At 54.3% G+C, this 14,473-nt stretch carries 6 protein-coding genes; 1 reads left to right on the top strand and 5 read right to left on the bottom strand.

Translation table 11 applies throughout. From position 1 onward, the window contains the following. Nucleotides 1-614: 614 nt before the first annotated feature. Nucleotides 615-2,693 (bottom strand): RagB/SusD family nutrient uptake outer membrane protein, encoded by a 2,079-nt coding sequence (locus QZ554_RS06505; RefSeq protein ID WP_297195184.1) that lies wholly within the window; start codon nucleotides 2,691-2,693, stop codon nucleotides 615-617. A 24-nt stretch (nucleotides 2,694-2,717) separates the two neighbouring features. After that, complete coding sequence (locus QZ554_RS06500) at nucleotides 2,718-5,915, bottom strand: TonB-dependent receptor (protein ID WP_297195182.1); 3,198 nt, start codon at nucleotides 5,913-5,915, stop codon at nucleotides 2,718-2,720. A 1,698-nt stretch (nucleotides 5,916-7,613) separates the two neighbouring features. Between QZ554_RS06500 and QZ554_RS06495 the strand changes: the two genes are divergently transcribed. After that, entirely contained in the window at nucleotides 7,614-9,434 is a 1,821-nt protein-coding gene (locus QZ554_RS06495; RefSeq protein ID WP_297195180.1) for an LTA synthase family protein, read from the top strand. Between the two features lie 116 nt (nucleotides 9,435-9,550). On the opposite strand, the gene QZ554_RS06490 is transcribed toward QZ554_RS06495, so the two are convergent. The 3 genes from QZ554_RS06490 to QZ554_RS06480 are packed head-to-tail and all read right to left on the bottom strand — an operon-like array spanning nucleotide 9,551 to nucleotide 14,228. Next, the gene (locus QZ554_RS06490) at nucleotides 9,551-10,492 is read right to left on the bottom strand and encodes a phosphoribosylaminoimidazolesuccinocarboxamide synthase (RefSeq protein ID WP_297195178.1); all 942 of its coding nucleotides are present in this window, start codon (nucleotides 10,490-10,492) and stop codon (nucleotides 9,551-9,553) included. 44 nt (nucleotides 10,493-10,536) lie between these two features. Beyond that, nucleotides 10,537-11,508: a PhoH family protein gene (locus QZ554_RS06485; protein ID WP_297176697.1), complete on the bottom strand. Its 972-nt coding sequence runs from the start codon at nucleotides 11,506-11,508 to the stop codon at nucleotides 10,537-10,539. Continuing rightward, nucleotides 11,505-14,228 (bottom strand): 4-alpha-glucanotransferase, encoded by a 2,724-nt coding sequence (locus tag QZ554_RS06480; protein WP_297195176.1) that lies wholly within the window; start codon nucleotides 14,226-14,228, stop codon nucleotides 11,505-11,507. Before QZ554_RS06480 ends, QZ554_RS06485 begins: the two co-directional genes overlap by 4 nt. Nucleotides 14,229-14,473: the final 245 nt, after the last annotated feature.

The following is a 14,473-nucleotide window of genomic DNA, read 5'->3' as shown; positions in this document are numbered from 1 at the left end:
AAAGGTATATCAAATACCCAATACCAACCAAATCTTCCCATGAAAAACTTCTGAAAAACCGCCTGTGAGTTGTATTCATTAACCCGATAGCAAACAACTTACATGGATGGAAAAAATTTTTATCCGACTATGTAATTTCCGAACTCGGACACCCGGGAGCATACCCAGGTCGATCCCAAAATCATCCCTGCGGCTCAGTTTTCGACCCGGAAATAGCTCTTGTCGCTTCCCTAGGCACTGCCTAAAGGGCATAATCCCCATGTCCGCCCCCCATTTCACAAAGGCTCGTAGCCCAAGCAAAACGCAAACACACCCACCGAGGGCCTACAAACGCCCTCCACAAAAGGGCTAAAACGATCATACCGAGAACGCTCTTGCGCTCTTACCGAGAACGCTCTTGCGCTCATACCGAGAGCGTGAGAGCGTTCTTACCGACAGCGCAAAGGCGATCATATAAGGAACGCCCCCACCAGCTTGACATAGGTGATGGGGGCGTTCATTCTGAGCGTCTTAGAGAGTGCCTACTATCTAGGGGCTTGCCTAGTCTGAAGAGACACTACGAAGAGCCTTGGGATACGATACACTATCGACTGGTATAGTACACGGGGTGTGGACTACTTGATCGCATAGGGATTGTTCGTATTCGTGGGCCAGTTGATGTTCTGGTAGAAGTACGTAGCATCAATCTGGTTGTTCGGAGCACAGAGCTCTAGGGTCTGGATAGAGACTGGGCTAAGGTAGTGAGCCTGATAGAAGGTATAGCCATCGAACATGTCGTTGTTATTAGCCTTCGAGATGATCTGGTAAGGACGATGGTAGAGGCCAAGTGATTGCTGCGAGATGTTGGACTTAGAGCTACCATCAGCGATTACTCTGGTCGTAGTAGGATCAGGCACCTGTTCTTCCTTCTCCTTGCCATCGGGACCTGTGACCTTCACCTTCTTCGTCCCCCAGAAGTAGGGATACTTGTGGATCTTTGTCCAGAAGTTCACACCCTCGATGACATAGTTCTTGACCTGGTCCATAGCGCACCAGCGAACGAGGTCGTTGTGACGTATACCCTCACCAGCAAACTCACAGCGACGCTCACGACGGATGCTATAGAGCGTAGGATCCACGGGCTGCCCCTGAGAGAAAGCACCCCAGTCGTAGGAAGGCCTATTGACATTAGCCTCCACAGACATATCCGTAGCGGCTATGGTCGCATCTATAGTCCCCGTGATACCAGCACGAGCACGGAGCGCGTCCCAGTACTTACGTGCATCAGCATCTAGGGTCTTATTGAGTTCATAGGACGCCTCGATGTAGTTGAGGTAAGCTTCGGAAGCTCTGAGGATGGGCACACCCGAAACGTCGTTCATCTCTGAGCCGTGACGCATAGAGGGATCGTAGTTGTAATACTTACGCTGAGCATAGCCAGTGACGTCTCTGACCTCAGGCTTGTCGATCATGTTCGCGCACTCATACTTATTGATCTCCTTCTTGGTCTCATTGTAGGTACGAGCATCGGACTCAGCGAAGAGGAAGAGCTGCAGGCGCTCATCACGATCCTTCTTCACATTATCGATCGTCTCATCATTATAAGTAGCCGTATTACGCTTGTAGTAAGGAGTACCATCCTTCATGAGGAAGGACTCTACGAGACCACGTGTCCAGCCCGAGTTCGTACCAGAGATCAGCTGGTGAGAGACGAGGTGAAGGATCTTCTTGTCCTTGCTGTACTGTCTCCACAGCAGAATCTCAGAGAAGGATTCAAGGCTTCTGGAGGCAAACATCTCATAGTAGGAATTCCAGCCGCTATAGGTCGGAAGGGGAGGATTGATCTCGTGCGAGTTGGGGGTCAGAGATACCGCATCGGCAACGACCTTGGCAGATGCCATAGCCTGCTCGAGGAAGAACTTGACCTCAGCATCCTGATCGAAGACCTTACCCTTGTTCCACTCCTTGTCCTTACCTGGCCAAGTGGCATCACCTGGGACACGCCCTGTGCCTCGGTGGTGCTTCTCGAAGGTTCCTTCGTAGAGCGCCACACGGCTCTTGAGTAGCTGAGCAGCGTTCTTGGTCAGACGCTGATTCATTGGGAAGGTAGGCTTCAGATACTTGATTGCAGAGTCAAGCTCGCTGAGGATAAAGCGGGCGACCTCATTACGAGGACGTCTCTGTGAGGCCTTCTGTAGGGTCTCCTGCTCTATAGGCAGAGTCTGTGTAATGATAGGGAAGTCCCCGTAGGATTGCAAAGCATCGTAGTAGAGCAGGGCACGGATGGCATAGGCCTCTCCGATATAGTGGTTGATATCGGCCTGTGTCCCGACGATCTTACCAGCGTAGAACTTGGGGAGGACTTGCTCCATGTACCAGTTCACGTTACGGATCGAGGCGATGGAGGGTTGACCGGTGCTTTCGACCTTCCACGAAGTGTTGCTGAACATCGTACGGTTCGGATTGGTCGTAGCCTGGTTATCCGTACCATTATCATAGGTAGCTATCCCTGCGTGGTAGCCTCCACTACCATGCCCAGGGAAGAGAGAGGCATAGTAGTTGATCGTGAAGGTGCCGATCTGCTCGGCAGTCGTGTAGTAGTCTGCGGGACCGACCTGATCCAGAGGCTCACGATCGAGGATATTACACGAGGAGAGGGCGAGGAGTCCAGAGGCGAGGATCAGCGTCCGACTCCAGTGATTATGTAGTCTCATAATGCTTGTTCGATTAGATGCCGATTAGATATTGACATTGAGCCCGAAGGAGATCGTACGCTGTAGTGGGTAGATCTTACCTGGTCCCCAGTCGCCACCCGTAGCTTCGGGGTCGAAGATCTTAGGAAGTTTGGTGAAAGTCACGAGATTATCAGCCGAAGTGTAGACACGCAGACGGCTTATCCCGATCTTCTTCGACAGGGATGCTGGGAGCGTATAGCCTAGCTGGATATTCTTGATACGCAGGTAGGCAGCATTGACGACGTAGCGAGACTGCGTCTGCATGTTCTTACCACCCTGACTGAAGAGAGGACGTGGGAAGCGAGCATTTAGGTTAGCCCCATTAGGGTCACCCTCAGGACGGAAGAAGTCCCAGTGCTCCTTGAAGCCCACAGACTGCCACTGCCCATGGCTGGTAGCGCCGACAGAGTAAGGAGAGTTGTCAAACCAGTCCCGACGACCGATACCCTGTAGGAAGAAACTAAAGTCAATATCCCGCCAAGTAACGTCGGCATTGAAGCCAAACTTGTAGCGAGGGACATTATACCCGAGCTTACGTAGGTCTCCGTGGTCAGCGAGTGTGCTCGCACCACTATTGACCTTACCGTCACCATTGAGGTCCTTGTACATGATATCACCAGCCTGCCAGTTATTACCCCATGCGGGCTGATTGGCTCTTAGGTGTTCATTCATCTCATCGTTGGTCTTGGCGATACCCTGAGTCGTATATCCCCAGAACTCACCCATACGACGACCTGCGTACCATGTGGAGAGCGTCCCTGTAGGGTTGTAGTACTGAGTGACAGTCTGGATATCATCCGAGAGGACGAGACGTAGGCCGTAGTTTACCTTGTCGATCTGGTCACGCCACTTCAGTTCGGCTTCCCAACCCTTAGATACAAGGGTTGCATTGTTCACCTGAGGCTGACCGACACCGAGGGTAAAGGGCAGTGGAGCAGGAGGTCCGACCATATCTCGGGTGGTACGATTGAAGTACTCGAGAGTACCCTGTAGTCTATTGTTGAAGGCAGCGAAGTCGAGACCAAGGTTCCAGGACTCGATGCGCTCCCAGGTGAGGGAGTTCGAGACGATGCCAGGAGCATTGGAGGTATTCAGGCGCTCACCACCGACGAGCCAAGCAGAGTTAGCCGTGCCTACTGGCTGAGAGAGGAACCATGGGTAGAGCGCCTGTACCTCAGTATTCCCTAGCGTACCCCATGAGCCACGGAGCTTCAGCATAGAGACAGTGCTCTTGAGGGGTTCAAAGAACTTCTCATTGGCGATATTCCAACCAGCAGAGAAGGAAGGGAAAGTAGCCCAACGCTTGTCGCCGATGAAGCGAGAGGATCCGTTGGTACGTACCGATACCTCTAGGAGGTAGCGCTCATCGTAAGCATAGTTCAGACGAGCAAAGCTACCCATCGTAGCCCAATGGGTGTAGCCCGAATAGAGAGTAGGCTTATCGTTAGTAGCCGTATTGATTGTGGGCACTTGGTTCGAGATCAGATCCTTCTTTGTACCACCGAGATTATGATACTTATTGACTTCGAGGTCAAGACCTGCGATGAGCTTGACATCGTGCTTCTCGGCAAAGATACGGCTGTACTCGGCGTAGTAGCGTCCATTGAAGTAGTCATTCTTCCATGTGCTCTCGCCCACGCTGGTCTGTCCATCGTCACCACCCTCACGTGAGGTTAGGCGAGGGAGCCCCTTATTATCGTAGCTGTAGATAGCGAGTACATCCCAGTGATTGTGGTTATAGGTCGTATTGTAGTTGTTCTCAGCACGCAGTAGGAGTCCCTCCATAGGACGAGCCTCTAGGATGAGCTGCTGGTTCACACGATCCTTCTGGTTACGGTCGATACCCCCGTCACGCATCTGGATGGTCTCGTTACCGGGAATGAGGTGACCGTTGATGTCACGCACAGGGTTGGTCGGCCAGCGACGAGCGATGTTGTGGAAGAAGAGACCCGTCATATAGCTAGGACGAGAATACTCGTCACGAGACCAGCGATTGGTATAGGAGATGGTCAGCCATGGAGTAATATCGGTGCTGATCTTGGCGGTGAGGTTGTAGCGCTTGAAGGTATCACGACCATAGCGAATCAGCCCCTGCTGATCGAGGAGTGCGCCACTGAGGTAATAGTTCGTCTTGCCACTCCCCCCAGAGATGGAGATGTTGTGCTCGTGAGTAGGGACGTTCTTGCGGTACATCTCGTCGAACCAGTTGGTGTTGGCCCAAGCTCCCGTGTAGAGATCCCATGCATTGGTACGCTCGTTCCAGACCGTTCCAGAGCGGAACTTATCATCGATCGTACCATTCTTATAGTCTACGATGCGCTTCATGATCTCGTCGGTGAAGACGGTACCATTCCCTGAGTTTGCCCCAGCGATATTGAAGTACTTGGCGAACTGCTCAGAGTCCATCATCTCAGGCACCTGTGTAGCGGTAGAAAAGCGCACATTACCCCCATAGGAGACACGTGCGCGACCCTCACGACCACTCCTGGTCTTGATGAGGACTACCCCGAAGGCAGCACGTGAACCGTAGATCGAGCTCGCAGAAGCATCCTTCAGGATCGAAATGCTCTCGATATCGTTAGGAGCTAGAGCATTCATATCGCCCTCTGACCCGTCGATTAGAACGAGTGGGCTAGAGTTCGATCCGCTACCGATAGTACCCGTACCGCGGATATTGAGAGCCATGGTGCTATTGAGGGCTCCACCGGAGTTCCCGACAGAGAGGTTAAGACCTGGGATCATCCCCTGTAGAGCCTGGCCGAGGTTCTGTACAGGACGGGCAGCCAGAGACTTGGAGTCGATGGAGGAGACAGCACCCGTGAGATTCACCTTCTTCTGTGTACCATAGCCGACGACAACGACCTCTTGGGTCATCTGAGCGTCATCCTCGAGGACGACATCGATCTCTGTACGTCCCGAGACAGGGATCTCTTGCTTCTTCATCCCGACGTAGGTGAAGACGAGGATAGCATTGCGAGAGACCCCCTGGAGGGTGTAGCCCCCAGTGGCACTGGTCGTTGTCCCCGTAGTGGTTCCCTTGACGCGGATAGATACCCCAGCTAGAGGATCTTTTTGGGTGTCAGTGACGACCCCCTTGATGGTGATCGTACCTTGCGCCCAGGCAACAAGCGAACTACTTAGGAGCATCGCCAAGGTCAGTAGCACGACCCTAGCGGTAAAGTACTTGTAGAAATACTTCATCTTCGTAAGTAAGTGTTAGTGAAACGTGATTATAGTTTGGATTCATTTCGGCATAATCCCAGCAGCCAAGAGATAAATAGGTGTCCCTATTTCATTCCTTGCCTGCTCTGTATATAGATCAATATATACCTCCATTGTAATAAATACGAATATCTTACAAGGCATACCACATACCATCACGATATGCGAGAGTCTCCATAGGGGGTATTATCCCTGTTATTACTCGGCAATGGGAGCTAAACTGCCCCCTCTGGCACCTTTTCAATACGTCGTCTTACTTTACAATATTACCAGGAGTTAATCTACCTCCTTAATAAAGGCAAAGTTATATACAAAAATTGAAAACGCAAGCAATAAATCAGGTGCTTACTTAATAAAATATTTAAGTAATTTAACCCGCTGTAATATAGCCCACTGCGTAACCATTCCACAAGATGTTTAGATACACACCTGGGGGGATCATTCAGCAAATAGACCTAGTCCGACAACCATTACTCAATGAATCCTACTGATCACCTTACCATACTTTTCTATCTTTCCCCCCCTACCTACCCTCAGTCTCCACCTCACATCCTCGCCATGTTTTTGGCTTGCACTGACCCTCTTCAAGCTGACAGAAAGGGATTGGGTTAAACGATAATCGTCCTGCCCCTCAAGCTAGGGACAAGACGATCATCTCAGATCCATACGACCTACCGATCCAGGGTCAGCACTGTTTTACCTGAGGAGCTAGATTGATCTATATACATCAATGCATCGTTTGCCTGCTCCAAGGTGAAGACTTTATCTATCGTGTGGCAAAGTGCACCACTTGGCCACCTAGAGACAGCTCCCCGATGAGCCCATCTGAGAGCGTTGGACACGGACCTAGTAGTCGCACTCCATAGTATACATAATATTCACTGTGCTCGACCATCGATACTCCTTTCCATAACGACAACACAAAATTCGGTATTTCTCTCCATTTCTACAGTCATAGAGCTGAGCCGACGCATGAGCTCGCTGGGTATTCCGCACTCTTTGGCTCTTTTCTGGGGGGCATTTCATACCCAAGGGAAGTCTCTTAGCCATATCTCTGGAGTGCCTAGGTGTTAGCCCCGAGAACTGCACCAATGAGAGCCCTAGAGCGAACATACTTAGAGCGAAGGTGTGTACACGCGTGTACACTATTGTATACACGTGGGTACACAATGGTATACACACGTGTACACTTTTCCTCCTAGATAGCAGGTATATCCTTGGGTAGTCTATACCTAGAATAGAGATGTTTCTATCTTCAGTACTTGCTCCTCGACTACTTTGTCCTAGACCACTAGTGATGTCATACTTCTGTCCTGAGTCATAGCGAAGGGAGGGGGTGCCCCCCCTCTCCTTGCTACTTCATCGTCTACCCCCCATATTGTTGAAGCCTAGGCTTGGGATCTAGGCTTAGCTTGCCAAAGGCGGGATACACGACCAGCACAATACATACCATCGACATACCGCCCCAATGCCTATATAGCTACCCAACGAATGCCTCCCCAGAGGGTAGCCCGGCGAACACCTATACACAGACCTCTTACATAGGACTTGGTCCGAAGACAAGGCGAATAGAACTCTTTAGGAGAGACGACACGAGCCAGGATACCCTGCAAATACCCTACTTTTGTAGTATATATAATGTATCCTTACGCTATGCGAAGACCTATAGATAGAATAATGACAGGGCGACTTGCGTATCTCCTGCGGTTCGTAGCCGTCACCTTCGGTAGCTTCCTACTAGGGAAGACACTCTTCATCCTCTACAATCACAAGCTCAGTGGCACGATGAGCCTAGGGGACTTCCTAGGAGTGCTCTTCCACGGAGCGAGCCTAGACTTAGCAGTCGTGGGGTATCTCATTGCCCTACCGCTGCTCGTAGTGCTAGTGAGCTATGCCTTCACTTCATTCCCTGCCCGTAGAGTCTTGCTCGCCTATCATCTAATCATATCAGCCGTCCTTGCCCTCGTCTTCGTAGGGGACACTGCGCTGTATCCCTTCTGGGGGTTCAAGCTTGATGGCACAGTCTTCCTCTACCTAGACTCTCCGAAGAATGCCTTTGCCAGCGTCCCCCTAGGCTTCACGCTCCTTGGGGGGCTCATCGCACAGCTCTGGGCCTTTGGGCTCTTTACCCTCCTACAGAAGAGCACGCCTCGGAGATGGGAACGGGGTAGCCGCCCTATACTCGGAGCTGTGGGAGTGCTCGCTCTCCTACCTCTGACCGTCCTCGTGATCCGAGGTGGCGTAGGACGCTCGGTGACCAATGTAGGACAAGTGTACTTCAGTCAAAATCAGTTCCTCAACCACGCTGCGGTCAATCCTGTCTTCAGCCTCTTCTCCTCGCTGGACAAGGTGGAGGACTATGATGCCGAGTACAACTTCTTCAGCGAGCAGCAGCGAGCCCAGCTCGTAGCAGGGCTTTACCCCAAGGAGGCTCCTGCCGAGATCGAGCTCCTACGCACGCAGCGACCCAACATAGTCCTCATCATCCTCGAGAGCTTCGGAGCAAAGTATATCGAGAGCTTCGGAGGTATGCCCGACATCACCCCCAACCTCGACCGCCTCGCTCGTGAGGGTGTGGTCTTCAGCCAGTGCTATGCCAATAGCTACCGCACAGACCGAGGAGTACTCTCCACCCTGAGTGGCTACCCGAGCTTCCCCACACACTCGGTGATGAAGATGCCTGCCAAGAGCCGTACCCTCTCGGGTATCGCACGGGAGCTCCAACGTGTGGGCTATGCGACCGACTTCCTCTATGGAGGCGATGCCAACTTCACGAACATGAAGGGATACCTCCTCGGCAGTGGCTACGAGCGAGTGACCGATGATCGGGATCTCGACCGCAGTCTCCCTCGTCAGAGCTGGGGGGTACAGGACGGAGCGACCTTCGACTACCTCTATCGTGCGATCCAGCAGAGGGGGACAGACCGCCCCTGGCACACGGGCTTCCTGACCCTAAGCAGCCACGAGCCCTTCATCGTCCCTTACCAGCGATTTGCGGAGGAGGTACCCAACGCCTTTGCCTACGTCGATGACTGCATCGGGCGGTTCGCCGACCGACTAAGGAAGACCAAGGCCTGGGATAACCTACTCGTGATCTGTGTCGCCGACCACGGCTACTCGACTGGGCCGAGCGAGGAGCGACACACCTCACAGATCCACCATATCCCCATGCTCTGGTTCGGTGGGGCGATCAAGGAGCCACGGCGCATCGACCAGCTCATGACCCAGAGCGACCTAGCTGCTACCCTGCTGGCTCAGCTCGGGCTGTCGTATCGAGACTTCCCCTTCAGCCGGAATATCCTAGCAGCGAACTACACCTACCCCTTCGCCTACTACACCTTCAATGATGGCTTTGGCTTCATCGACTCCACGGGCGTAACCGTCATGGAGAACGTCGGCGAGCAACTCCTCGAGCAGCACCCCTCTCCCTCCGTCGAACGTATCGCCCGAGGGCGTGCCCTCCTGCAGACGACCCACGACGACCTCGCTCGCCGATAGCATCTAGCTAGCCCAAGTAGGCATACACACGTGCCTCCAGCAATAAGCCCCCTCCGAGCAGAATACTCAGAGGGGGCTTATTGCTGGAGGCCCTATTGTGCGTAGTAGGCTGGGGGCTAGAGGGCGGAGAGGAGGTTACGCTCGATACGCTGCGAAAGGTTCTCCGTAGGCTCCTTGACGAAGGTACGTCCCGTCACTAGTTCGTAGAGCTCGATGTACCGATCGGAAACGCTCTGGCAATACTCGGGCGTCATCGTGGGGACGACTTCACCGGCACGCCCCTGGAAGCCCTGCTTGATGAGCCACTGACGGACAAACTCCTTGGAGAGCTGCTTCTGCTCCTCTCCTCTGTCGAAGCGTTCCTGATAGCCCTCGGCATAGAAGTAGCGAGAGGAGTCAGGCGTGTGGATCTCGTCGATGAGGAAAATCTCCCCAGCCTCGTTCTTACCGAACTCGTACTTGGTATCCACGAGGATCAAGCCCCGCTCACGTGCCATCTCCTGACCACGGCGGAAGAGTGCATACGTATAGGCCTCGATCTGTCGGTAGTCCTCCTCGCTGACGAGTCCTGTGCGGATGATCTCCTCTCGGGAGATATTCTCATCATGCCCCTCATCCTCCTTGGTCGTCGGGGTAATGATGGGCTGGGGGAAGGCTTCGTTCTCCCTCATTCCCTCGGGTAGAGGCACACCACATAGACTGCGCTCACCTGCCTGATAGGCTCGCCATGCTGATCCCGTGAGGTAGCCACGGATGACCATCTCTACACGGAAGGGCTGGAGACGATGCCCAAGGCTGACCATCGGGTCGGGAGAGCACAGGAGCCAGTTGGGGACAATATCCCTCGTAGCTTCGAGGAAGTAGGTAGCGATCTGATTGAGCACCTGCCCCTTGTAGGGGATGCCCTCGGGGAGCACGACATCGAAGGCCGAGATCCTATCTGTAGCGACCATCGCTATGCGTCCATCTCGTAGGAAGTAGACATCGCGTACCTTGCCATGATAGACATGATCTTGACCTGGCAGATGCAGGTCGGTGTGCGTGAGTGTATGTACCATAAATGCTAGGAATGTATTGTTGTGATTGAGATTCGTTGTCAGAGTTACTTCTCGGTATGTTCCTCCTCGTCCTTGCGGTCATAGACCTCTACGATCTCGGAGACCAGTGGGTGGCGGACAATATCTACAGTAGAGAAGTGAATGAAGCTAATGCTCCTAAGCCCATGGAGCTTGTCCACGGCATCACGCAGACCTGAGCGTACCCCTCGGGGAAGGTCCACCTGTGTGAAGTCCCCCGTGATGATCATCTTGGAGTTAGCTCCGAGGCGAGTCAGGAACATCTTCATCTGCTGGGGGGTGGTATTCTGAGCCTCGTCGAGGATGACTACGGCATCGTTGAGGGTACGTCCTCGCATGAAGGCCAGAGGGGCTATCTGGATCACACCCGTATCGATGAAATCCTTGAGCTTAGGCGCAGGGATCAGTTCCCCGAGGGCATCATAGAGGGGCTGGAGATAGGGATCTAGCTTATCCTTCATCTCTCCGGGCAGGAAGCCCAGCTTCTCTCCAGCCTCCACGGCAGGACGAGAGAGGATGATACGTCGGACTTGCTTTGCCTTGAGCGCCTTGACCGCTAGGCAGATGGCGATGAAGGTCTTGCCACTACCCGCAGGCCCTGTGGCGAAGCACATATCCCGAGAGGCAAACTCTCGTACCATCTGACGCTGGTTCTCCCCTCGGGGTTGGATCGCCTTGCCATGCACTCCATAGATCAGTACGTCGCCCGACTCGGGAGTGAGCGTGGAGGTAGCTTTAGGAGAGCGGTGACGCTGTACCACCTCGATGAGCTGTGCCTCGGTGAGCTGATTGTGCCGGGAGCATACGGCCTCCAGTTCGCTAAGAATCTGGAGCATCTCCTCGGCAGCCTGAGGCTCTCCGAGTACCTTGATGACGTTCTGGTGCATCCGTAGCTTGGTCTTAGGGAAGAGGGCGGAGAGGGTCGCGAGGTTGGTACGATTGATCCCAACGAACTCCTGCACATCGGCTTCCTCTAGGACATATAGTCGCTCCATCATAGGCTCTGTAGTCTGCTTGTATCGTGTATATATCTGCGTATGAGTATCCGCCACTGGGGGGCGGTAATGCGTAGTTGGTCTGCGGATAGGGGCAGGCGATAGCACCAGTATTGGTCGGCCTGCTCGGGATGGTTGATCTGCTCCTGCTCGGGGCTTTGGATCCAGAGACGTGGATCGATACTCATCCAGTCAGCGAGGGGGAGGAGGACACCGAGCGAAGGAGCAGCTAGGTGACGCTGCAGGATGAGCCGATAGATCTGCTCCTCCTGAGCCCTCAGAGCGGACACTTCCTCGGGGCTACGTCCCAGCTCCTGGGTGAGATACTGTCCCTGCCGCTCCTCACTCAGGCTATGCCACCATCCTCGGAGGGAGGGCATATCATGCGTGGAGGTCGTCCCGATGCTCCGATAGGGGAAGTCTAGGGGATCAGCCCAGCCCGTGGGTGTAGCTCCCTTCGGCATGCGCTCGAGCTCTAGGCTGAGGATCTGAAGCTCATCGAGCACGGCAGGGACTGTAGCGGGGATCATACCTAGATCCTCGGCACAGAGTAGGATCCCTGAGTGGCGGGCTAGGCTACTCAGCCGATGTAGCCCCGTAGCTCTGAAGAGCTCATCGTGGCTGCGATAATAGTAGTCGTGGCTTAGCTCCATCCACCGACTCTGGTGTGTCTCATCCCAGTGGCCATAGAGGCGACTACGCTCCCAGGCGATACGTGGATGATAGCCCCCAGTGTAGGGATCCTCGATGAGTGCCGTCTCCGTACAGAGACTAGAGAGGGCGGTAGCGACCTCGACTCTCCCGACAGCCTCGATGACCTCTGCTCGCTCATAGTCCTGCTGACTCGTATAGCTCAGCTGGTAGAGGTCTGGCTCTGCCGTCGGTAGGAGAAGCCCCGAGGCAAGGAGGTTATCCACCTGCTCTCTGCCAAGGAGCTCGTGGAGGTCATTTATGTGGATAAGGGGGTGAGTAAGTAAGGGGACAAGGCCTTCCTCTCCGAGCATCATCTGCCATTCCTCTAGTGTGTAGGGCTGGGCTGGATGGAAGTGTCCGAGTAGCCCTGAGTGTTCACTGCGAGGCACCTCCCAAATACGGAAGAAGCCCAGCACATGGTCGATACGTAGCGCATCGAAGTAGGTAGCGAGACGCTCCATCCGCCTACGCCACCAGAGGAACTGATCCTGCTGCATCACCGCCCAGTCATAGGTCGGGAAGCCCCAGTTCTGCCCATCTACGGCGAAGTCATCAGGTGGTGCACCTGCACTCTGCTCTAGGTGAAAGAGCTCGGGAGTCGTCCAGACCTCTACACCATGGGGGGAGACCCCGATCGGTAGATCACCCTTGAGGAATATACCCAGCTCCCGAGCATGATCTCGCACCCTACAGAGCTGTACGTGTAGGAGCCACTGCACCCACTGATAGTAGCGGAGTAGGTGCTGCTCCTCGCTCCCCGAATAGGTCGTGCGCAGACGACCGAGGTCGTAGTGGCTATCCATCCCCCATTCTGTTGGGGGGAGTCCCTCATGCCGGTCTCGCAATAGGCAGTAGTAGGCATAGGGCTCTAGCCATCGCTCCTGCTCCTGTCGGTAAGCCTCGAAGTCGCCACCGAGCCCATCCCCTGCACACTGCTCAGTGAAGAGCTGACGCAGATAGGTCTCCTTGAGCTGGATAACCTGCGGATAGTCCACCGTCTCCCCTACTCGGAGTGCTGCCCCAGCCACCTCGAGCCTCCTCTGTAACTCTATATCTCGGAGGGCAGGTAGCTGAGAGAGATCTAGGTAGATCGGGTGTAGCGCATCTACGGAGATCGCATTATAAGGGTAGGAGTCCCGTGGCGAACGGGTAAAGGTCGTATCATTGATCGGCAGGAGCTGTAGGGCATTCATCCCCAGCTCATGCACGAGATCTACTAGTTCATGGAGTGTCCCGAAGTCCCCTATGCCCCAGTCCCGCTCTCCTCTAAGAGCGAAAAGAGGGACGACACAGCCTGCTAGGCGAAGGTGCTCCGAAGGAAGGCGGACAAAGCCATCGGTAATCGTACAGCCACAGCCCTCTCCGAGAGCGACCTGTGGCAAGGCTCTATTAGCCCCCTCCTCCCACTGGGGCTCACCACCCTCCTCGTCAGCGACGAAGTACTTGTACTCTACAGCCTCTCCTGACGCCCCTAGGACGGAGAGGGGGAGCGTAATCCCCCAGCGACCTCTCCCGAGGTAGCGCATCGGCAGAGCAGCACGAGTATCCCATGCGCCTAGCTCGCTAGTGCTCCCGACGAGATAGAGCCCTCGTCCCCTACCTACCGAGGAGGTGAAGGTCTGAAGGCAAACATAAGGGGAGTCTCCTGCTGGTAGGTTCAGCGGTGATGGCCGATGTCCTCTCAGGGTATCGAGTAGTGCTGTGGTATAGCTAGGTGCGTCCTCAGGGCTATGCAGCCAAGCATCTAGGATCATTATCCTGCTAGCCCCTAGGGGGAGGTCTAGGTGATGCTGGAGCATACCCTCACGGCGGGAGACCTGGCCTACCGCATTACGCACGAGATAGGAGTAGGAGAGTGTGGGGGGGATAGGCTCTGGTAGATCGAGTTCGATCCGCCATATATCACCCTCGGCGCAGGTTAGTGGACATGCCTTGTCCTCATCCCAGAGGCCGAGGATGGAGCCTTCGCCTGAGATATATAGGGTCTCGCCCCATTGGGCGTGGTAATGGATAGCGAAGGTGAGTCTCATTGCCGTCCCTCCGCTTGGCTCTGCCCCCGACGAGAGGGCTGTAGCACGCTCGTGCTATCGATCGCTATAGCTGTCAATGCTCTCTGTAGTGATGGATGAAGGGTGCTAGCTGGGGGAGCCCCATAATACACACCCTTGGACACAAAGGTACAACTAAAACCTCCAAGGTGACACACCACCCACCATCATCCCAGAGCTGACGCATGAAATCACCATAGTGCGAGGGCAAGGTCGTCAAGGAGCAT

Source organism: uncultured Porphyromonas sp., from assembly GCF_915070105.1.
Classification (GTDB): Bacteria; Bacteroidota; Bacteroidia; order Bacteroidales; family Porphyromonadaceae; genus Porphyromonas.
Note: the sequence above shows the minus strand (reverse complement) of the source record. Positions and strands in the feature narration are given on the sequence as shown.